This window comes from Pseudomonas sp. RC10 (assembly GCF_038397775.1).
GTDB classification, from domain to species: domain Bacteria; phylum Pseudomonadota; class Gammaproteobacteria; order Pseudomonadales; family Pseudomonadaceae; genus Aquipseudomonas; species Aquipseudomonas bambusae.
In genome coordinates, this window is record NZ_CP151650.1 from 4,403,382 (window position 1) to 4,423,686 (window position 20,305).

18 protein-coding genes are annotated in these 20,305 nt (G+C 63.9%); 10 read left to right on the forward strand and 8 right to left on the reverse strand.

Features of this window, described 5'->3' with window-relative positions:
• Positions 1-107: 107 nt before the first annotated feature.
• Genes AAEO81_RS20185 through AAEO81_RS20225 form a run of 9 tightly spaced genes read left to right on the forward strand, consistent with a single transcriptional unit; the run spans position 108 to position 11,333 of the window.
• The gene (locus AAEO81_RS20185; protein ID WP_341958723.1) at positions 108-881 is read left to right on the forward strand and encodes a polysaccharide biosynthesis/export family protein; all 774 of its coding nucleotides are present in this window, start codon (positions 108-110) and stop codon (positions 879-881) included.
• Positions 882-900: 19 nt separating this feature from the next.
• Positions 901-2,895, forward strand: a complete 1,995-nt coding sequence (locus AAEO81_RS20190) for an exopolysaccharide transport family protein (protein ID WP_341958724.1) — start codon at positions 901-903, stop codon at positions 2,893-2,895.
• A gap of 1 nt (position 2,896) precedes the next feature.
• A complete protein-coding gene (locus AAEO81_RS20195) occupies positions 2,897-4,078 on the forward strand; it encodes a glycosyltransferase (RefSeq protein WP_341958725.1) in 1,182 nt (393 codons plus the stop codon).
• Positions 4,075-5,388, forward strand: coding sequence for a cellulase family glycosylhydrolase (locus AAEO81_RS20200; protein ID WP_341958726.1), 1,314 nt, complete (start codon positions 4,075-4,077; stop codon positions 5,386-5,388). The genes AAEO81_RS20195 and AAEO81_RS20200 overlap by 4 nt, the downstream gene beginning before the upstream one ends.
• 2 nt (positions 5,389-5,390) lie before the next feature.
• Positions 5,391-6,605: a glycosyltransferase family 4 protein gene (locus tag AAEO81_RS20205; RefSeq protein WP_166598231.1), complete on the forward strand. Its 1,215-nt coding sequence runs from the start codon at positions 5,391-5,393 to the stop codon at positions 6,603-6,605.
• On the forward strand, positions 6,596-7,693 hold the full coding sequence (locus AAEO81_RS20210) for a glycosyltransferase family 1 protein (protein WP_341958727.1): 1,098 nt from the start codon (positions 6,596-6,598) through the stop codon (positions 7,691-7,693). The genes AAEO81_RS20205 and AAEO81_RS20210 overlap by 10 nt, the downstream gene beginning before the upstream one ends.
• Complete coding sequence (locus AAEO81_RS20215) at positions 7,693-9,090, forward strand: O-antigen ligase family protein (protein WP_341958729.1); 1,398 nt, start codon at positions 7,693-7,695, stop codon at positions 9,088-9,090. The genes AAEO81_RS20210 and AAEO81_RS20215 overlap by 1 nt, the downstream gene beginning before the upstream one ends.
• Positions 9,087-9,908, forward strand: a complete 822-nt coding sequence (locus tag AAEO81_RS20220) for an acyltransferase (protein WP_341958730.1) — start codon at positions 9,087-9,089, stop codon at positions 9,906-9,908. Before AAEO81_RS20215 ends, AAEO81_RS20220 begins: the two co-directional genes overlap by 4 nt.
• Before the next feature lie 9 nt (positions 9,909-9,917).
• Complete coding sequence (locus AAEO81_RS20225; protein WP_341958731.1) at positions 9,918-11,333, forward strand: lipid II flippase MurJ; 1,416 nt, start codon at positions 9,918-9,920, stop codon at positions 11,331-11,333.
• A 6-nt stretch (positions 11,334-11,339) separates the two neighbouring features.
• Here the strand turns inward: AAEO81_RS20225 and AAEO81_RS20230 are convergent, their stop codons facing one another.
• From AAEO81_RS20230 to moaB, 8 genes are all read right to left on the reverse strand, one after another.
• On the reverse strand, positions 11,340-12,272 hold the full coding sequence (locus AAEO81_RS20230) for a LysR family transcriptional regulator (protein WP_341958732.1): 933 nt from the start codon (positions 12,270-12,272) through the stop codon (positions 11,340-11,342).
• Positions 12,273-12,276: 4 nt separating this feature from the next.
• Complete coding sequence (locus AAEO81_RS20235) at positions 12,277-12,654, reverse strand: VOC family protein (protein ID WP_341958733.1); 378 nt, start codon at positions 12,652-12,654, stop codon at positions 12,277-12,279.
• Positions 12,655-12,673: 19 nt separating this feature from the next.
• Positions 12,674-13,864, reverse strand: a complete 1,191-nt coding sequence (locus AAEO81_RS20240; protein WP_341958734.1) for a CaiB/BaiF CoA-transferase family protein — start codon at positions 13,862-13,864, stop codon at positions 12,674-12,676.
• A 114-nt stretch (positions 13,865-13,978) separates the two neighbouring features.
• On the reverse strand, positions 13,979-15,025 hold the full coding sequence (locus AAEO81_RS20245) for an HlyD family secretion protein (RefSeq protein ID WP_341964577.1): 1,047 nt from the start codon (positions 15,023-15,025) through the stop codon (positions 13,979-13,981).
• A 32-nt stretch (positions 15,026-15,057) separates the two neighbouring features.
• Positions 15,058-16,584: an MFS transporter gene (locus AAEO81_RS20250; RefSeq protein WP_341964578.1), complete on the reverse strand. Its 1,527-nt coding sequence runs from the start codon at positions 16,582-16,584 to the stop codon at positions 15,058-15,060.
• Between the two features lie 202 nt (positions 16,585-16,786).
• Complete coding sequence (locus AAEO81_RS20255; protein WP_341958735.1) at positions 16,787-17,713, reverse strand: glycosyltransferase family 2 protein; 927 nt, start codon at positions 17,711-17,713, stop codon at positions 16,787-16,789.
• A gap of 90 nt (positions 17,714-17,803) precedes the next feature.
• Entirely contained in the window at positions 17,804-19,018 is a 1,215-nt protein-coding gene (gene glp, locus AAEO81_RS20260) for a gephyrin-like molybdotransferase Glp (RefSeq protein WP_341958736.1), read from the reverse strand.
• Positions 19,019-19,024: 6 nt separating this feature from the next.
• The gene (gene moaB, locus AAEO81_RS20265; protein WP_166598220.1) at positions 19,025-19,564 is read right to left on the reverse strand and encodes a molybdenum cofactor biosynthesis protein B; all 540 of its coding nucleotides are present in this window, start codon (positions 19,562-19,564) and stop codon (positions 19,025-19,027) included.
• Between the two features lie 78 nt (positions 19,565-19,642).
• On the opposite strand from moaB, the gene mobA reads away from it, so the two are divergent.
• A complete protein-coding gene (mobA, locus tag AAEO81_RS20270) occupies positions 19,643-20,236 on the forward strand; it encodes a molybdenum cofactor guanylyltransferase MobA (RefSeq protein ID WP_341958738.1) in 594 nt (197 codons plus the stop codon).
• The last annotated feature ends 69 nt before the right edge of the window (positions 20,237-20,305 follow it).

Consider the following 20,305-nt stretch of genomic DNA (forward strand, 5'->3'; position numbering starts at 1 on the left):
CCGACCTGACACCTGGAAGCACCCCACATTGGACTTGGCAGTATCGCCGACATGATTGTTTTACCCGCAAGGGAGCCGTATTCATGCATGACAGGAGTTTTGGACCAATGAAAAATACGCTGTTGCTCGCCAGCGTCCTGCTGTTGTGCGCGTGCAACACGCCGGCACGGATCGGCCTCCCTGAATCCCCCGAGATCAAGGCGGCCGAAGACGCCGGTAAAGCCCTCGCAGGCAAGCCATTGCCGCCGGAACGGATTCACGCCGGTGACACCCTGCGCATCGTGCGCAACACCGGTGAAGCGCCGTCCATTTCGGCGTTCACGGCCAACTCGATCTACGAGCTGACGCTGTTCCCGGTGCTCAATGACGGCACCTTTTCCTACCCCTATATCGGTTCGGTGAAAGCGGCGGGCCTCACGGTTCCGCAGTTGATCGACGTGCTGGAAGCCAAGCTGGCCCCGGTGTATCGGGAAACCGCGCTGACCATCAACATCAGCCAGGCACCCAGCAATGTGGTGTTCGTTGGCGGCGCGGTGCGCAACCCGTCCAACCTGCCAGTGCCCGTCGTGACCAATCTGGAACAGGCCCTGGTGGGCGCGGGCGGGATCAACCCCGATGCCGACGCGACCAAGGTGGCGCTGCTGCGTCAGGGCGACGACGGCCTCTACAAGACCTACTTTTTCGATTACAGCAAGCTGCTGTACGCGAAGGGTGGCGGTCCAAGTGCGCCGGTGCTGTTGCAGCGCGGCGATGTCGTGTTCGTGCCCAAATCCACGGTGGGCAACCGGATCGACGGCGTAAACACGTATTTCAATCAGTTGATCCCCTTCTCGAAATCGTTGGGCTTCGGCGTGAATTACAACTTGCGCGACAGCAACTAATCGGAAGGGACTGCCGAACATGATCACGATCCGCTCATTCCGCGATCTGCTACGCCTGTTTTTCATCTTTCGGCGTGAAGTCCAGATCACTGTCATCGCGACGTTCGCCATTATCGTGCTGGGCGCGTTTCTGCTGCCCAGCCGTTACGAGTCCACGGCGCTGTTGCTGGTCAAGCCTGGCCGCGACACCAGCACCGTGCCGATCGAGCTGGCCGACCGCCAATCCATCGCCGTGCCCAGCGCCCTGCGTGACCCTCTTCTGGACGAGGAGCGGATGCTCACCGGGCGGCCGATCATCCGCCAGGTCGCCCATGAGTACATGGAGAAAATGGCCAACGCGCGACGCGAGTCAGGCTTCTTCGCCACGCTGAAAAACGCGCCCAACATCGCGTTCGAATGGCTGGTCAATGCGGCGCGCAGCACCCTGGAGTTCGTCGGTCTGGTGGCAGAGCGCTCGCAGGAAGATCGCATCGCCGAAGACATGGAGAAGAACTTCAAGGCCAGCCACGATCCGGGCTCTTCGGTCATGGAACTGACCTTCACCTGGGGCGATCCCGAGGTGGCTCAGGAAATCCTCAGGACCTGGGTCGACCGCTTCGAGGATGAGCGCACCCGTACACTGGGCCGTGTCAGCCTGTATGCCTTCTACGAGCAGGAAGTGAAGGACACTCAGGCCAATATTCTCGACCACAAACACCAGATTCAGACTTTGCTCAACAAGCTGGGCGCCGTCAGCATCAACCAGCGCCTGGCCGATGTTTCCCAAGGCCTTAACGACCTGCGCACCGAGCGCAATAACACCCTGCGCTCGATTGCAGCGACCAAGGCCGGGATCGACAAGATACAGGAGCAGATCAACAAGCAGACCCGGCTCATCAGCTCCGGCAAGGAACTGGCGCTGAACCCGACCCGCCAGGACCTGGAAAGCCGCATCAACGGCAAGGAAGTCGAACGGCAGGAACTGCTGCGCTCCTACAAGGAAAGCGCGCCGCCGGTCATTGCGCTGGATAACGAAATCAATAACCTCAAGGCGCTGTGGAAGAGCCACAGCACCACGGTTCAGCGCACCGAAAACATCGCCCCCAACCCGCTGTTCACCCGCTTGCAGAACATCCTGAATGACCAGCAGGCCAGCTACACCCGTCTGCTGGTGCAGCTCAAGCAACTGGATGCGCAGCTGGAGCAACTGGAGAAAGACCGTCAGGAAGCGTTGGACCTCGAACCGCAATTCGCTCGCCTGCAAAGCGAACTGGAAGCCGAAGACAAGAACTACGCGCTGTACACCGTCAGCCTCGAAAAAGCACGCATCGACCGCGAACTGGACAACAAACGCATCAGCAACATCGCGATCATCGAACAGGCCACGCTCAACCCGAGCAAGGTCTTCCCGAAAAGCCTGGTGCTGTTGCTGGTGGCGATTCCGCTGAGTATCGGCGTCGGTCTGCTGGCGATGTACCTGTTCTATCTGATCGATCAGCGCATCCACGATGCCGACAAGATCGAGGCGCAATTTGGCGTGCCGGTGTGGACCACTCTGCAAGACCTGGACGCCCCGAAAGGCCCGCCACGCAGCGCCTTCACGGCCAGCCTTTATCGCCTTTACAGCGTGCTGCCGCTCAAACAGGTGCCGGAACGTGGCTTGAGCATCGGCATAACGTCCGCCAATGCCGGGGAAGGCGTGACCTTTGTGATCGAACACCTGCGCGACCTGCTGGTGGAGCTGGGTCACACCGTGCGGGTGGGCGATGGGCGCACCGCCGAAGCCGGAGAAATCCAGCTGATCGACGCCTCGGATTTCTACAGCAAGCAGGAAGCGTTCGTGCACCTGCGCGACGCCGACCTGATCGTGCTGGTGATCGAAGCCGAAAAGTCCACGGTGCCGAAACTGCAAAACGCACTGGCGACCCTGTCCACCGCGTTCAAGCACGTCGATGGCGTGATCCTCAACCGCCGTCGCTTCGAGATTCCGGAAAAAGTGCTGACCTGGATCGGCCGTTATCGGAGCCACCACTAAGATGCAGATCGCCCTCCTCGCCCCGTTGCCGCCGGAGCAGAACGGCATCGCCGATTACGCCGGACACCTCAAGCAGGCGCTGGAAGACCTCGGTGTGCGTGTCAGAACGCCGCTGCACGGCGTCGGCAACGACCCACAGGCCGCTCGACAACGGGTGGCCGAGGCCGACTGGCAAGGCATCGACCTGGTGCATGCGGAAATCGGTGGGGGACGTCTCGCCGAGTTTCATGCCCTGCGCGCATTGCGCCAGCGCTTCGCGCACTTGCCGTTGACCGCCACCGTTCATGATCCGGAACGCCTGGTCTGGCGTCGACAGCAGCTGCCATGGCCGCTGTCGATGATGTCATCGCTGCGCTCGCCGTTGCCAGAAGTCGCCACGGTGCTGGCCGACCCGCTGTGCCTGCATGAAGAACGGCAGTTGGCGCAGCGCCTGACCCGGCTGATCACCCTGACCAAAGCGGGCAACCGCAGCCTCATGGAGCGCATGAAGTTGCAGCAGGCGCAGATGGCCGTCATCCCCCACGGCAACCTGCCCATCGCGTCGATGCCGCTGCCGCCGCTGCAACCGCTCAAGCTGCTGTATTTCGGGTTCATCTACCGGGGCAAAGGCATTGAGGACCTGCTCGAAGCGCTGGCCCGGCTGTTCGTTGAAAAGCCTGCGCTGCGGGCTCGCGTGCGACTCACGTTAGCGGGGGGCAGCGAACCGGAAATGGCGTTCGGGCCGTCCGGCAGCTACCTCGAACAACTGCGCCAGCGCATTCATGAGCTAGGGTTGACTGACCTGATCGGCTGGCACCTGGACCTGCCGGCGGCGGAGATTCCTCATGTGATTCAGGCCCACCACGTCATGGTCTTGCCGTACCGCGAGTCGAGCAAATTGAAGATCCTCGGCAAACTGCGCGGCACCAGCGGGGCGCTGTCCTGGGCGACAGCGTGCGGGCGCGGGGTGATCACGTCGGATGCCCGGTCGTTCGCCGAAGAGGTGTCCCATGGCAACGGCGAGATTTACCCGCAAGGCAACGTCCAGGCGCTGACCGACGCGCTGTTGCGGCTGTGCGAACAACCGCAACTGGCCCAGACCTGGGCTGACCGGGCCTCCGTTCTTGGCAGGGAGCGGGTCTGGAGCCTGACCGCCGAACGATTCAGGCAAGTCTTCCAAACTGCATGCGAGGTGGCTGAATGACGGGAAAAGCGTTGCTGGCGATGGCCGTTTTAAGTGTCTGTGCGTTGACGTCGATCAGCCCGCCCGTCGAGGCCGAGACGATCCTGCGGGCGCCCCGCCCGGTGGTCTGGAAAGACTTTCTGGGGGTCAACGTACAGTTCCAGTACTTCACCCCGGACATTTACCAGAAACAGATGAGCCGCCTCGATCAACTGGGCCTGGGCTGGATTCGCTGGACCCTGCATTGGCCGATCCTCGAACCGGTGCCGGGGCAATACAACCTGGAGGCGCTGGACGCGGCAATGAAGGCCGCCGACCCGCACCACTACAACACCGTCGCCTATCTTGTGGGCTCCGCCGCGTTCGACAGCAGCGCGCCCCAAGGCGCCAGCAACACCGACCAGTACCCGCCACGGGACGACACGATTTTCGCCGAGCGCATGACAGCCCTCGCCCAACGTTATCCGCAAGTCAGCCACTGGCAGGTGTGGAACGAGCCGAATATCGTCTGGCTGCCGCAGCCGGATCCCGAAGCGTACTACGACCTCCTGACCACCACGGCCAAGGCCATTCGCAGCGCGCTGCCGAACAAACCCATCGTCACGGCGGGGGTGGCGTATTACGGGCAGATGCGCGGTTCGACAGGCTACATGCTGCAAGCGATGGTGGATCGGGGCCTCGCCAGCCAGAATATCGTCGCCGCGTATCACCCTTATTCCGAATACCCGGAAGGCGACTCGGTGGCGGACCGGGACTTTCTGGTCCGCGCCATCAACCTCAACAAAAGCCTGCACGATCAAGGGGTGAAACAGGTGTGGGCGACCGAGTGGGGTTGGTCGAGTTACAGCGGCCCGGTAGAGATGCAGCGCGTCATCGGGCTCGATGGCCAGGCCGACTACACCCTGCGTCGTCTCGCGTTGATGAGCACGCTCGACTATCAGCGCATTTTTCTGTTCAACCTCAGCGACCTGGACGAACGGGCCACACCGCGTGATCGCGGCTATGGCTTGCTCGACCTGAGCGGCGAACCGAAACCCGTTTACACCGCGCTGAAGAATTTCTTCGACGTTACCGGCCCTACCCTGCAACCCGCCGATCCGCCGCCGGTCACCTCGGTGCCGGAAGACCTGTACGCCATCTCCTGGAACAAGCCGGACGGCACGCACTTGCTCATGGCGTGGAGCGCCAGCAGCGCGCACCTGACCTTTCCCGGCATCAAAACCGCGACGTTGTATGACCCGCTGACCGGCGCTCACAGCTCACTGGCCAACGCCAAAGGCGTGGACATGGCGCTGACCCCGACCCTGCAAATCCTGGCGTGGAAACCCTAGTCATGCGCATTCTCTGGACACTCCCCTACCTGCCCTGGCCCACCACCAGCGGCGGCAAGACACGGGAATATCACCTGCTGCGAAATCTGGCGGCGCGGGGGCATCGCATCACCCTGCTGGTGCAGTCGAAAACCGAGCTGGACGACGCCACTCGCGCCGCGCTGGAGCCGTGGCTTGAGCGCCTGATCGTGGTGCCCCGTCGGCCCTTGCGCAGCGTGCGCACCCTGCTCGCCGTGGCGTTCGCCAAGCCGCCGATGCTGGCCAGCGCCAACGGCTTTTCCCCGCAGTTGGAGCATGAATTCGAGACCCTGCTGCAAGAGCCATGGGACGTGATCCAGATTCAGCACAGCTACGCATTCCAGCCGTTCGAAGCGCCGCTCAGGCATTCCGGCAAGCCGTTCATTCTGGTGGAGCACAACATCGAATCCGGTCTGGGCGCTGCCAGCTATCTGGACTTTCCCGGTTGGGCCCGACCGTTCGTGCGCTTTGATCAGTGGCGCTACCGGCAGTGGGAAAAGCGCATCTTCCCGATGAGCAGCGAGCTGGTCGCGGTCACCGAAGACGACGCGAAAGGCTTGTCGCGCATGACCTCACGGGCGACCCATCTGGTGGTCAACGGCGTCGACTGCGACTACTACGCCAAGGTCAGCCCGGACCGCTACAGCCGCCGCCTGCTGTTCATCGGCAATTACGAATACGGCCCCAACGTCGATGCCGTGCAATGGGCGCTGGACCACATCATGCCCAAAGTGTGGAACCTCGACCCGATGGTGCGCCTGACCATCGGCGGTTTCGCCTTGCCCCATGACTGGCCGCAGCGTTGGGCCGACCCGCGCATCGATTGGCTGGGCTACGTGCCGGACCTGCGCACGGTGCAACGGGACGCGGCTATTTTCTTCGCTCCGTTGCGTGAGGGCGGTGGCTCGAAACTCAAAGTGCTGGAAGCCATGGCAGCGGGCCTGACCGTGGTCACCACCGAACAAGGCTGTTCAGGCTTGAACGTGGTCGATGGCACCCATTACCTGCGCTGCGACGACGCTGACGGCCTCGCGCGGTTGCTGGCCGAAGCCATCGAACAACCGGCCCGGCTGGCGAAGATCGGTGAAGCGGGTCGGGCTTACGTCCGTCAGCATCACGACTGGTCGGTGTCCGCCGCGCAACTGGAAGGCATCTATTCCCGGGTTCATCAGCAAGAGGACGCTCACGCATGCGCGTAGGACTGGATTACCGCCCTGCGACGGGCTTTCCCAACAGCGGCATCGGCCGGCAGAACATCGCCCTGGAAGAAGCGTTTCGCGCCCATCCCGATGTGCAATTGCAATTGTTCAGCGTCGGGCCGTACGACCACCCGATCCGGCGCATCGCCCACTGCCCGACCTGGGAAACGCCGCTCAACGGCATTCATCGCTTGCCCGAGCGTCTGCGGTTCGAAGCGCAATTTCTGCCGGGTGCCTTGAAAGAAGCCGAGATTGAAATCTACGTCGCCAACTTGAACATGGGCCTGCCCATCGGGCGTAAACCGGCGGGTATCCGCTACGTGTTGCAGCTGCATGACTTGTTCCAGCTGACCATGCAGAACAACCACGGCTCACGCCTCAAGGCCAAGGTTTATCGACTGACGGATCAGCTGTCCATCGGCCACTCACTCAAGGTGGCCGACCGGGTCTGGGTGCCCTCGCAGTACACCGCCGACGAAACCGTGCGCCTGTTCCCTGGCGCCCGCGACAAAATCCGGGTCATGCCCCATGTGGTCGAAGGCTTCAGCGTCGCGCCCGTCGAACTCGACACGCCATTGCCGGAACGTTACTGGCTGTGCGTGGGCACTCGCGAGCCGCGCAAGAACATCCCGTTCTTTTTCGAGGCCTGGCAGATCGCCCGCCGTCAGTTTCCGCGCACACCGGACCTGGTGCTGGTCGGCGGTGCCGACTGTCTCACCCAAGCGCAACGGGATACACCGGGCGTGCACCCTGTCAGCGGCATCAGCGACGCGCAATTGCACCACGTGTACCAGCGGGCCGAGCGTCTGTGGCAGCCGTCCTATGGCGAGGGTTTCGGCCTGCCGGTGGTCGAGGCCCTGAGCGTCGGCACCCCGGTCGCCGTGGCCACGGGGTCCTCGCTGGACGAGGTGACGCCTGACGACAGCCCGCGCTTTGCGCCGGACGACCTCGCCGCTCTGGTGCGACTGATGGGCGTGCTGTCCACCGCAGAACCCCACGACCCCGCCGCCCTGCGCGGGTGGGCCGAACGGTACGGCGTCGACGCCTTCCGTCGTCGCTTCAATGACATGCTTGAGGAGCTGCGCTGATGCCACTGGCCGTGCCCGTTGGCGCCCTGCTCGCCCTGCTGTTCGGCGTGCTGATCCTGCTGCTGCCGCCGCTCAAGGTGCTGTTGGCGCTGGCCGGTGTCGCGGCGGCACTGGCCATCGTTCGTCGCCCATTGCGCGGCCTGTTGCTGTTCGGCGTGCTGGCCACGTTTCTGCCATACGCCACGGTGCAGATCGGCATCCGCACCACGGTGTCGGAAGCCTTGCTGATGCTGATCTGGGCCAGCCTGCTCGCCCATCGCCTGTTCTCGCTCTACACCCCGCCGCTGCACTTGATGCGCACCGAGCGCTGGCTGATCGCCCTGATGATGTTCAGCGCGCTGCCGTTCGTGGTCGGCGAATTGAGCGTTCATGTCGAGGGCAACGGCCCGATCAACTGGGTGCGCTGGCTGTTCAACCTGTCGCCGCTGTTTCTCGTGCCACGGCTGCTCCACGACGAACAATCCCGGGAACGGATGACCATCGCGCTGCTGCTCGGCACGCTGTTTCTGTTGCTGCTGTCGATCCCCGTTTACCTGAAAAGCGGCAACTCGACGGCGATCATTTCCATCATCGGCGGTCTGGGCTATAGCAACCTGGACACGCTCAATCAAGGCCTCAGCGGGTTGTCGACCCGCATGGGTACGCCCTGGACCCACCCCAACATCGCGGGGGGTGCGATGGCCATGCTCTTGCCGCTGGCGTTCTGCATCGGCGTCACCCGGGAAGGGTCGGTGAAGGTGCTGGGCCTGGCCGTGGCGGTGCTGGCTCTGGCCGGTTTGCTGTTTACCGGTTCACGGGGCGCACTCGTCAGCCTGGTGGTGGTCATGTGCTGGATGGCCCGTCGGCGTGTGCCCTATGTCGGTCGCATGCTGATGACCGGCGTGCTGCTGGGCTGCCTGCTGCTGATGTTCTACCCGCCGTTGCAGGAACGGATCGCGGGCCTGTTCACCAGCGACGACGCCAGCACCGCCGTGCGTTTCGAGGAGTACTCACACTTCCCCGACGCCATGCGGGCCTTCCCACTGGGCATCGGCTTCAAGGTCGACCCGCCGATTCCCGGCACCCGCCTTTGGGGCATTTCCAACCTGTGGCTGAACTACATCTACAAGCTGGGCATCCCCGGCATGCTGCTGTTCGTGGCGGTGACGGTCAGTTGGTGGCGCGAAGCGAAACTGCCGCACAACCTGGTCAGTCTGAGTCGGGACACCGCACTGTGGCTGGGGACCCGGGTGGGGGTGATGGCGGCGTTGTTCAGCGGCGTGTTCGACCACTATTTCAGCTTTACCACGGTGCTGATCGCGCTGTTCTGGCTGCTGCTCGGGCTCAACCTGCATGAAGCCAAACGCTTGCAACAGCGCGCGCAAGCCATCGAATCCGATCCGGGGGAACGACCATGAAGCACCGCATGATGCACTCGCACAATTTGCGTGAGGCCCTGCCGGAATACGCCCGCAAAATGGGGGTCAGCGCTGATGAACTGGAAAGCACCTACGACTGGATGCTGGCAAACGAGGTGTGCTTCGAAACCCCGATGAGGGACAAGACCCTGTGTTTCATCAGCTACCTCGACATTCAGTCGCGCATCGAGCCGCCGCTGGCGCGGCGCTTCTATCGGTTGCTGTCCCGTGAAACGGCGGGGGCGCTGATTCCTCTCTACGGCATCAACTGGCCAACGTTGCGCGACCGCATGCTGCGCACGTGGGAACAGGCGTACAACATCCTCATTTGCAAGATTCCGAGTCACACCCTGCGCCTGTTCTGGCTGCGCATGGGCGGGGCGAAGATCGGCAAGGGCTCGACGGTGTGGCGCAACACGGAAATCCTCGGGGTCGATGGCCTGCGGATCGGCGACGACAGCACCGTCGGTTGGCATTGCCAGCTGGACGCACGGGGCGGGCTGTTCATCGGCAACCACGTCACCATCGCGTCCCATGTGCTGATCATTGCCGGTGGCCACGACCTCAAGGCCCCTGAATTCTGGGCGGTTGGCGGACCGGTGTACGTGCGGGATTACGCCTGGATCGCCAGTCGCGCGCTGCTGTCCTTCGGCGCCGACGTGGGTGAAGGTGCGGTGGTCGGCGGTGCCACGGTGGTGTCCAAACCCATTCCGCCCTACGCCATCGTCAGCGGCCCCAACGCCGAGATCAAAGGCGAACGCGCCCGTGGCCTCAACTACAAAGTGGGCGGCAAAGGCCTGTTCACTTTGTTCCACTGAGTCGGGCCGGTGTTCGGCTCGACGCTGTGGCTGACCCTCGCCACCCTCACCGGCCTGGCGGCAGGCTTCGCCCGCGAGTGGCTGTTGGTCGCGGCCTGGGGCGCGGGCGGACGCAGCGATGCGTTCCTGGTGTCGCTGTTTCTCCCTGAAGCCCTGCGCATGGCATTGGCCGCCGGGTTACTGAGTGCCGCCGCGTTGCCGCTGTATCAGCAACGCGCTGCACACGCGCAGCAGGACTGGCTGGGGGCGATGATCCCCCGCGTCTTGCTGTGCGGCCTCGGCGTAAGCGTGCTGTTGAGTCTGGGCGCGCCGTTCTGGGTGCGCCTGATCGGGCCGGGGCTGGTCACCGATGGCTATGCACTCGCGGCCGGTTCACTGCAATGGCTCGCCTGGTCGGCGCCGGGGTTTCTGCTGCACGCCCTGCTCTGCGTGCCGTTGCAAGCCCGCTCGCGTTTCGTGCTGGCGGGCCTGGGTTCGCTGCTGTTCAACCTCCCTCCGGTGGTGTATCTGGCCGTGATGCGCCACGCCGCGACCCCGACGGGTCTGGCGTCCGCCTGCCTGCTCGGCAGTCTGTTGATGCCTGCAGCGCTGTTGCCGTCGCTCGTCCGCGAAGGCTGGCGACCCTGGCACATCAGCCGGGCGCCGGGTGCCGGGCGCGAGCTGTTACAGCGCATTGGCCCGTTGCTCAGCAGCAACCTCGCCAGCCAGGGCCTGGCCTTGCTGGAGCGAATGGTCGCCTCGTTGCTGGGAGAAGGCGCGGTGACGTGGGTCAACCTGGCGCGCAAGCTGATCAACCTGCCACTGATCGCATTGATGAGCCTGAATCAGGTGCTGCTGGGATTGATGAGCGGCGCCGAGGGGCAACAGCGCATGGACCTGCTGCGCAAAGGGCTGGGCAGCGCCACCTTGCTGACGGTGCCCGCCGTCGCCGGGTTGATTGGCGCGGCGGGTGCGCTGGTCGCCTTGCTGCTGCCGAATCAGGCCGTTGACGGTCCGCTGCCGGGACTGCTGGCGTGGTTCGCCGTGCCGTTGATGTTCGGCGCCTGGAACGCCCTGCTCGCCCGCTACGCCTACGCCGCCGGCGACACCCGCCTGCCACTGGCCTGCGAACTCATCGGCAGCCTGCTCAACGCGGTCTTGTTGGCGGTGCTGCCGTTTTTCTTCGGCCTGATCGGGATCGCGATGGCGGCAGTCTGCGGCGCGATTCTCACCGGGGTGTTGCTGATGCGGCGCCAAGGACTGCTCAGCGCGTTGCCCTGGCGCGAGCAGTGGCTTTTAGGAGCCGGGGTGATGCTGCTGGCCGCCACCGTGCTGCACCCGTTGAGCAATGTCTGGCTGCAATTGGGGCTAAGTTGCGCGTACGGGGCGGCGCTGCTGGTGGGGTTGGCGCTGTGGTTGAGGCCGTGGCGCAGCCTCAATCCTTGATCAGCATCACGCGGCCGGCCAGACCCCGGCGTTGCGCGCGTCTGCCGTGGTGCAGATGTGCTTTAAGGTCTGGCGTAACCAGCGATGGGCCGGGTCCTTGTCGAAACGCGGGTGCCACGCCTGAACCACGCTCACCGGCTCCAGCACGAGTGGAATCACGAAGGGGCGCATGCGCAGGCCCAATTCACGCAAGCCCCACAGCACGGGTTCCGGCAACGAGACGATCAAGTCGGACGCCGCGATGGAGAAGATCGCCGAGTGAAAATTCGGCGTGGTCAGGGTGACACGGCGAGACAGTTCGAGTGACGCCAACGCCGTATCGATAGGGCCATGGGGACGCCCACGCCGGGAGACGCTGACGTGATCGTAACGGGCGAAACGCTCCGGCGTGATGGGCGCCTCGAAGATGGGATGCGCTTCACGGGCCAGTGCGACGAACCGGGTGGTGAACAGTTGCTGCACCTTGATTTCCGGGCCGAAATTGCGCCGTGAGGTGACGTGCAGGTCGATCCGCCCTTCGCGCAAGGCATCGTCGTCGCCCTCGCCCTCGGGGCCGAACCTCAGCGAGCTGTCAGGCGCCTGTGTCCGCAAGACTTCCACCAGTTGGCCGCCGAATGCGCCAAAGAACACGTCGTTGGAGCGCAGATTGAAACGCCGCGCCAGGGTGCTCATGTCTACCTCATCACGGGCCTGGAACACCTCAGTCGCTTGCTCCACCAGACTGCGCACCTGCCCCTGCAACGCCAGCGCCCGAGGGGTCGGCACCAACCCCCGCCCCGCTCGCACCAGCACCGGATCGCCTAACGCTTCACGAATGCGCGTCAACGTCCGGCTCATCGCCGCCGGGCTCAAATGCATCCGCCTCGCCGCCGCCACGACACTGCCCTCTTCGAGCAAGGCATCGAGGGCGATCAGCAGGTTCATGTCGGGCAAGGGCATGGGATCAAACCACCTCTGATATCTCGATCAGATTCAAATCCGGGTCGCGCACGTACACCGACCGGATCGGCCCCGTGGCCCCCGTGCGCATCACCGGCCCTTCGATGATCGGCCAGGGCGCGGCGTTGAGACGGGCGATGACGTCGTCCAGCGGGATCGACGCGATGAAGCACAGGTCCAGCGCGCCTGGGACCGGGACGTGGGCCTTGGGTTCGAACTCTTTGCCACGGATATGCAGGTTGATTTTTTGGTGGCCGAAGGTGAAGGCCATGCGTCCGGCGCCGAAAGTTTCCAGCTTCATGCCCAGCACGCGGGTGTAGAAGTCCACGGTGGCGTCTGCGTCCACGGCGGTGAGGACCAGATGGTCAAGGTGATCGATCATGTCGCGCTCCTAACGCTGTTCAAATGAGGCCCCTTGCGCGCCACGCCGCACGCTGTTCGGCGTCGATGCCCAATTCCGTCAGCACTTCATCGGTGTGTTGCCCGAGTGTCGGGGCCGGACGACTCACACCGCCTGGCGTGGAGCCCAGTTTCGGGACAATACCCGGCAGCACGACGGGCGTGCCGTCGTCGAGCTGGCTGTCGAGCAGCATGTCCCGCGCTTTGTAATGAGGGTCGCTGGCGATGTCGGCGGCGTCGTAGATCTTCCCGGCAGGAATCCGCGCCGCCGTGAGTTTGGCCAGCACGTCATCCAGATCAAGGCTCGCGGCCCAGGCGGAGATCGCCGCGTCGATCAGCTCGACCTGCTTCACCCGGCCATCGTTGTGCGCCAGCGCCGGGTCGGACGCCAGATCGGGCCGTTCGATCAACGCCATCAAGCGTTGATAAATGCTGTCGCCATTGCCCGCGATCAGCGCGTAGCGACCATCGCGGCAGCGGTAGGCGTTGGACGGCGCGATGCCCGGCAGGCTGCTGCCCGCAGGCTGACGCACGGCGCCGAACACTGAATATTCGGGGATCAGGCTTTCCATCATGTTGAACACCGACTCGTACAGCGCGACGTCGATTTCCTGCCCCTCGCCGCCGTTCTGGTCGCGGTGCCGCAGGGCGAGCAACACGCCGATCACCCCGTGCAGCGCCGACAGCGAATCGCCTATCGAAACCCCGACGCGCACCGGCGTGCGTTCCGGTTCGCCGGATAAATGCCGCAAGCCGCCCATGGCCTCCCCCACCACGCCGAAGCCGGGGCGATCCCGATAAGGGCCGGTCTGGCCATAACCGGAAACCCGCAGCATCACCAGTTTCGGGTTCAGCGCGTGCAATTCTTTCCAGCCAAGGCCCCAGCCTTCCAGCGTGCCGGGGCGAAAGTTTTCGACCAGCACATCGGCTTCGGCGAGCAATTTGCGCACCACGTCCTGGCCTTCGGGCTCACGCAAATCGAGGGTCACCGAACGCTTGTTGCGCGACGACACAGCCCACCACACCGACGTGCCTTCGTGCAGCAGGCGCCATTTGCGCAGGGGGTCGCCGGTGCCTGGCGGCTCGACCTTGATCACATCGGCGCCGAATTCGCCGAGGATCTTCGCCGCGAACGGCCCGGCGATCAGCTGCCCGAGTTCGATGACCCGAATCCCTTGCAGTGGCTTTTGCATGACGTGCCCTTTCTTGTCTGAAAAAAGTCGCGTCATTGTCGGCTATCCAGAGCGGAAATCCAGCAGCGATTCGTCCTTCTTTCATTCACGCCAGGCGCCCGTCAACGTCCTCGTTCATCGCACGCTGACGCTGTCCTCGCCGTTCGACCGGGTGTCGATGCTCGCGTCCACCGACATGCCCACCCGCAACCGGCTCAGCAAGGGTTGCTGACCGTCGAGCACGATTTTCACCGGCAAGCGTTGCACGACCTTGGTGAAGTTGCCCGTGGCATTGTCGGGCTTGATCGCCGCAAAGGTCACCCCCGTGGCCGGTGCGATGCTCTGCACCCGGCCCTTGAGAGTTTCCCCGGAGAACGTATCGACGCGCACCTGCACTGCCTGCCCCGGCATCACGTGGGTGAGCTGGGTTTCCTGAAAGTGGCCGATCACGTACACCTCATGCAGCGGCACCACCGACAGCAGGTGTGTGCCAGGCGTCACGTAGTTGCCGATGCGCACGCCCCGCTCGCCGACCATGCCGTCCATGGGCGCGACGATTCGCGTGTACGACAGCTGCAACTGCGCCTGATCGTGGGCCGCTTGCGCACGTCTCACCCCGGCTTCGGCGGCGTGTTGCCGGGCGATCAGAATGTCCACCTGCTTGCGGTCCGCCGCCAGCGACGCGGCGGCGCTGTTCTGCCGCGCCCGCGCCGTGTCGATCCGGCTGCGGGCCTGTTGCGCATTTTGCAAGGTGCCCGCGCCCATGCCTGCCAGACGCTCATAACGCACCTGCTCCTGATCGGCGAAGGTCACCTCCGCCCTGCTTGCCGTCAACGCCGCTTCGGTCTGGGCGATCACCGAGGTCTGACGCAGCAACACCGCGCTCGCCTGTTCGTATTGCGCCTTGGCGGTGAGCACTTCGGCTTCGGAGGCGATCAGGGCCGTCTGGAAATCCCGGTCGTCGATCACCGCCAGCAACTGCCCGGCCTTGACCTCCTGGTTGTCCTCCACCAGCACCTGGCTGATGAAACCCGCGACTTTCGGCGCCACGTTGGAGTAATCGGCGGCGATGTAAGCGTCATTGGTGCGCTGCCGCCCATCGTCGCTGGTGAAACCGTAGAGGCCAACGGCAGCCAGTGCGATCACCCCACCGCAGAGGGCCAGGGTTTGCTTTGAGGTCATGTTCATGAGGGGCGTCTCTTAAGGTAAAGAAATCAGCTGGGGGCCTGGGGTGGGTAAACACGGCTGGGCATCAGGGGAATAAGCAGGAGCAACCCGGCGGCCACCCAGCCCATGCAGTAGTAGAGGTCGATGCTGGCGAGGGTCACGACCTGCTCGTGAATCCGATGGGCGAGCGACGCCACCGTGTCCTGAGCCGCCAGCTCCGGGCTGTTGCCGAGCCGGTCCACCAGCACGTTGGAATGGAAGTGCTGACGGGACGTGGTCAGCGCATCCAGCACCCCGGTTGCGATCACCGACGCAAGGCCGCGCACGGTGTTGAACCACGCCGACGCGAACGGACCATCGGCCGGCGCGATCCCGCCCGTGGCCTGCATCAGCAGCGGCAATACGGCCATGGGCTGGCCGATCACCTGCAGCAGTTGCAGCCCGTAGAAATGCTCGCGAATCCACTCCGGGCTCATCTGCGTCGCCGCAAAGCAATGCAACGACAGCAGGCCCAGCCCCACCGTCAGCACCCAGCGGCAATCCACGGCGCGCACGTTGCACAGTGCCGCCAACAGCGGCAAGACCAGGAGTTGCGGAAGGGCCACCAACAACATCATCGGCGCGGTCTGCAAAGGGTGGTAGCCGTGGACTTGCGCCAAGTACGCGGACGGAATGGAGCCGGTCGCCGTCAGCACCACCAGCACTCCTCCAAGCGTGAGTAACGCGTGGGACAGGTTCAGGTTGGAGAGCATCTGCAGCTTGAAGAACGGCACCGGAGTGAACCACTCATTGACCATAAACAGCACCAGCATCGCCGTCCCGCCCAAGAGCAACACCGTGATCAGCTCCGACTCGAACCAGTCCAGGCGGTTGCCCTGCAAAAGCCCCGTGACCAGCATGCCGATCGCCGGAGCGCCCAACAGCACGCCCCGCCCGTTGAAAGCCTTGAAACGCTCCAGTCGCAGCGGGTCCTGAGGGATACCGTGGGCAATGGCAATCATCGCCACCAGACACGGAGTGATCACCTGCCAGAACGTCCATTGCCAGTTGAAATACTCAGTCCACAGCGCGGCCAGCGGCGTGCCAAGGCTTGGCGCGAACGTGGCCGTCAACGCATAGCCCGCCAACCCATAGAGTTTGATGCCTGGCGGCAGAAACCGCAGGGCCACGGTCATCAGCATCGGCGGCAGGCACCCCGCTGCCAGCCCTTGCAGGGCGCGCAGGATCAGGAAGCTTGGGTAATTCGGCGCCAGCGGGCACAGCAGCGCCAGGACGATGAACGTCGCAATGGCGCCCAGGGTGAACCGACGCAGCGAGAGCGTGACCGCGAACCAAGGCGCGAACGCGGTGGCCGTGAGCGAGGTGGCGGCATACAGCGACGTGACCCAGGTGCCTTCGTCGTAGCCGATAAACATCGCGCCGCGAATGTCATTCAGGGCAATGCGGGTCACACCTTCATTGACCCCCGCCACCAGCACCGCGAGCAATACACCCAGCAGACCCAGCACCGTTTGCAGGCCGAACGTGGCCGGGAGCGCAGCCTTGATCGCAGGCAACGGCGCGGCGGCGGTCATGGCGCCGCCCGCTGTCGAGCAGTAGGGCAGGGAGGCTTGGGCAAGGTGAGACATGGGCGTATCACTCCGGAAACGGGCGTCGTTTCCGGCAGTGTAAAAAGCCTCAACATGAAGAAAAATTTACATTTAGGCAGTGTATGAGTGCGTCAGACGCACGAATGGCGGCGCCACTGCTGATGCAGGGCGCAATCCCTCAGGCCAATCAAGCGTGTTCGCTGTCCCAAAAACGCTTGTACATTCCCAGCCGCCGCTTCAAAGGCCGCGACAACCGCGCCTCCTCCTTGCCCAGCTTGAACGCCAGCAGCTTAAGCCCGTTGCGCAAGAACGACGCCGGCCAGAGATACCAGCGTCGAGCGCCAAGGAAATCCAGCTCGGATTTCACATAGCGTAACCCCTCTTTGCGGGCGCCGCCGAACCGGGCGTGAATCCACGATTCCCGGGCCTGAAACACGCCGATGTCGAAGTAACGCCGAAACTCTTCACGCAAGCTGTAGTTATGGGAGTGCCGACAGACTGCCGAGCCCTGGTAGGCGACTTTCCAGTGGGACAGCAACATGCGGGCCGCAACGTACATGTCTTCGGAGAGGATCACGTGTCGAGGAAACCCGCCCACGGCACGCAGCGCGTCACGCCGGTACGCCGCGAAGGAATTGGACATGAACGGCACCTTGATGCCCATTTCAGGCACGTCGGCGAGGGTCTTGATGCGTGACACCGGCGGGTAGTTGAACCAGCGGGCGTGTTGCGCCAGCACGGTGGCGTCGAGGTGCGGCAACTGGCGGCCACACACGGCGCCGACCAAGGGGTCGTCGAACGGCTGAATAATGTTTTCCACCGCGCGAGGGTCTTCGAGGTAGGCATCCTGAGTCAGGTAGACAAAGACGTCATAACGTGGATGGGTCTCGGCCATCATCTGCCGCGTCCCGCCGTGGTTGAAGTCCTTGCTGGCGATCTGGACGACATTCTCGCATCGGGCGCGGGCCAGCTCCCACGTGCCATCGGTGGAGCTGGAATCGACGATCAGGGTGTCGAAAACGGCGGTCTGGGCAGAGAGCGAATCGAGCAGCCGCTCAAGCTCCCTGCGGCCGTTGTACGTCGGGATCACACACGCAACGCGCAAAGCCTGCATAACAATACTCCGGGGCAAAGACTGAATACCCATTTGTCATGACGCACTTTCAGCGTAGCTCAGCTTCTCGCGATTGGATCCCGCCGCCGGTCAGCCCATCACCTCACTCAAGGGAATGAAATTCAGCAGATCACCCTCCGCCACCGTGGTGCCTTCCATGACCTCGATCAGCCCGTCGGCCCACGCTGCGCTGCGCAACACGCCGGAGCTTTGGTTGCGGTAGGCGATCAGGCGGCCCTGTTCCAGACGCCCGCGCAAGTATTCGCGACGGTTGCCGGGTTTGGTCCAGACGAAACCGGCAGGCACCTTGAACTGCAGCGGTTTGACCTCGGTCACGCCCAGACGCCGCAACAGATAGGGCCGCGCCAGCAAGGCGAACGTCACCAGCGTGGACGCCGGATTGCCCGGCAGGCCGATTACCGGCACGCCGCGAAAATGGCCAAAGGTCAGGGGCTTGCCCGGTTTGATCGCCAGCTTCCACAGCGAGATTTCGCCCTCTTCACGCAGCGCGTGACCGAGAAAATCCGCTTCGCCCACAGAAACACCGCCCGTGGACAGAATCAGGTCAACGTCACCCAAGGCCCCCAGCGCGGCGCGGGTTTTCTCCAGGTCGTCTGCCAGAATCCCGGCATCGACGACCTCGCACCCCAAGCGTTTGAGCCAACTGCACAGCAACACGCGGTTGCTGTTGTAGATCTGTCCCGGACCCAGCGGCTGGCCCGGCTCGATCAATTCATCGCCGGTTGAAAGCACCGCGACCCGCGCCCGCCGGATGACCTGCAACTGGCCCAGCCCCAGGGTCGCGGCCAGACCCAGCTCGATGGGGGTCATCACGGTGCCCGCGTCTAGTACCTTGTCGCCTACGGTGGTTTCCTGGCCTTTGGGGCGGATGTTCAGGTCGATGCTCAGCGGTTCAAGGAAACGCACGCGCTCGTCGGGCTGGACCACAGCGTTTTCCTGCATTTCCACGCAGTCCGCACCTTCCGGCACCGGAGCACCGGTAAAAATCCGCGCGCAGGTGCCGGGCTGCAACGGCAGCGGCGCCTGCCCGGCGAAAATCCGCTGGCTGACCGGCAATGGCTCACCGGTCCAGTCGGCGACGCGCAGGGCGTAGCCGTCCATGGCGCTGTTGGGCCACGGCGGCAGGTCCAGGGTGGAGATCAGGTGGTCGGCGAGGATGCGGCCCTGGGCGTCGGCCAGCGTTACGGTTTCGCGCTCGGTGATCGGCGCCTCGGCGGCGAGGGCCATCAAGCGCTCCATGGCCTGCTCCACCGGGATCAGGCCACGGGGTTCAGAGTTGCTCATCGGTCATCACCCACGGGTTGCGCACGGCTCGGCTTTCTTCAGGTGCGGCACGAAATTGCAGGGGCGGAAGCTGTTGTTCAACTGATCGGCCAGAATCCCATCCCACCCGGTGCGCACGGCATTGGTCGAACCCGGCAGGCAGCAGACCAGCGTGCCGTTGGCCAGGCCCGCCAGGGCGCGGGATTGAATGGTGGAGCTGCCAATGTCCGGCACCGAAATCTGCCGGAACAGCTCGCCGAAACCGTCGACCTGCTTGTCCAGCAGGCACGCCACGGCTTCAGGGGTGCTGTCGCGGCCGGTGAAGCCCGTGCCGCCGGTGATCAGCACCACTTGCACTTCATCGTCGGCAATCCAGGTGGCGACCTGGGCGCGAATCTTGTAGAGGTCGTCCTTGAGCAGCACGCGCTCGATCAAGCCATGACCGGCAGCGGTCAGGCGATCGACGAACATCTGCCCGGAGGTATCGTTTTCAAAGGTACGGGTGTCGCTCACGGTCAAAACGGCAATGTTTAGCGGCACGAAGGGGGTGTCAGCCTTGGATTTCATCGGCGTGGTCCGGTTGTAGGGAAAACAGTCCGGTGTTATATCACAGCACCCCTTTTTTCTCCGCTGGACGAGAGCACAATGACGCCTTCCGACACCCTGCCCCCTTGCTCGATCCTGCTGCTGGCCGGCGGTCAGGGCCAGCGCATGGGGGGCCGCGACAAGGGCCTGATCGAATGGCGCGGCGAGCCACTGATTCAACACCTGCATCGCCTGACCCGCCCGCTGACCGACGACCTGATCATCTCCTGCAACCGCAATCAGGACCGGTACGCGCCGCTTGCCGATCGACTGGTTCAGGATGATGAAAGCGGCTTTCCCGGCCCTTACGCGGGGATTCGTGCAGGGATCGCCGTGGCGCGGCACGCCTATCTGCTGGTGATGCCCTGCGACCAGCCGCTGCTGGACCTCGCCCTGCTCAACGCGCTGCGGCGAAAAGCCGTCGAACACCCCGGCCAACCGGTGATGGTGCGGGAGGGCGATCAGTGGGAACCGCTGCTGTGCTGCATTCCGACTGTGCACGCCCCGGTGTTCGAACAGCATTGGCAGCAAGGCCAGCGCAGCCCGCGCCGGACCATGGCCGAGCTGGGTGCCGTGGCGTTGCAATGTGACGACGGCGACCCTCGCCTGGCGAATCTCAACACACCGGATTTGCTGTCCGCCGTTGAGCGCTGATTCGGTCAGACTGCAGGTACCGGGCAAGTTTCATGGAACTTTGCTCACAGCCCCCGCGTCAGAAACTTC

What these genes read in the sequence shown, in the direction of transcription:
- AAEO81_RS20195 (WP_341958725.1), top strand. Translation starts at nt 2,897, where the DNA reads ATGCAGATCGCCCTCCTCGCCCCGTTGCCGCCGGAGCAGAACGGCATC.
- AAEO81_RS20200 (WP_341958726.1), top strand. Translation starts at nt 4,075, where the DNA reads ATGACGGGAAAAGCGTTGCTGGCGATGGCCGTTTTAAGTGTCTGTGCG.
- AAEO81_RS20220 (WP_341958730.1), top strand. Translation starts at nt 9,087, where the DNA reads ATGAAGCACCGCATGATGCACTCGCACAATTTGCGTGAGGCCCTGCCG.
- AAEO81_RS20250 (WP_341964578.1), bottom strand. Translation starts at nt 16,584, where the DNA reads ATGACCGCCGCCGCGCCGTTGCCTGCGATCAAGGCTGCGCTCCCGGCC.
- AAEO81_RS20210 (WP_341958727.1), top strand. Translation starts at nt 6,596, where the DNA reads ATGCGCGTAGGACTGGATTACCGCCCTGCGACGGGCTTTCCCAACAGC.
- AAEO81_RS20215 (WP_341958729.1), top strand. Translation starts at nt 7,693, where the DNA reads ATGCCACTGGCCGTGCCCGTTGGCGCCCTGCTCGCCCTGCTGTTCGGC.
- AAEO81_RS20205 (WP_166598231.1), top strand. Translation starts at nt 5,391, where the DNA reads ATGCGCATTCTCTGGACACTCCCCTACCTGCCCTGGCCCACCACCAGC.
- AAEO81_RS20255 (WP_341958735.1), bottom strand. Translation starts at nt 17,713, where the DNA reads ATGCAGGCTTTGCGCGTTGCGTGTGTGATCCCGACGTACAACGGCCGC.
- glp (WP_341958736.1), bottom strand. Translation starts at nt 19,018, where the DNA reads ATGAGCAACTCTGAACCCCGTGGCCTGATCCCGGTGGAGCAGGCCATG.
- AAEO81_RS20190 (WP_341958724.1), top strand. Translation starts at nt 901, where the DNA reads ATGATCACGATCCGCTCATTCCGCGATCTGCTACGCCTGTTTTTCATC.
- moaB (WP_166598220.1), bottom strand. Translation starts at nt 19,564, where the DNA reads ATGAAATCCAAGGCTGACACCCCCTTCGTGCCGCTAAACATTGCCGTT.
- AAEO81_RS20245 (WP_341964577.1), bottom strand. Translation starts at nt 15,025, where the DNA reads ATGACCTCAAAGCAAACCCTGGCCCTCTGCGGTGGGGTGATCGCACTG.
- mobA (WP_341958738.1), top strand. Translation starts at nt 19,643, where the DNA reads ATGACGCCTTCCGACACCCTGCCCCCTTGCTCGATCCTGCTGCTGGCC.
- AAEO81_RS20235 (WP_341958733.1), bottom strand. Translation starts at nt 12,654, where the DNA reads ATGATCGATCACCTTGACCATCTGGTCCTCACCGCCGTGGACGCAGAC.
- AAEO81_RS20230 (WP_341958732.1), bottom strand. Translation starts at nt 12,272, where the DNA reads ATGCCCTTGCCCGACATGAACCTGCTGATCGCCCTCGATGCCTTGCTC.
- AAEO81_RS20240 (WP_341958734.1), bottom strand. Translation starts at nt 13,864, where the DNA reads ATGCAAAAGCCACTGCAAGGGATTCGGGTCATCGAACTCGGGCAGCTG.
- AAEO81_RS20185 (WP_341958723.1), top strand. Translation starts at nt 108, where the DNA reads ATGAAAAATACGCTGTTGCTCGCCAGCGTCCTGCTGTTGTGCGCGTGC.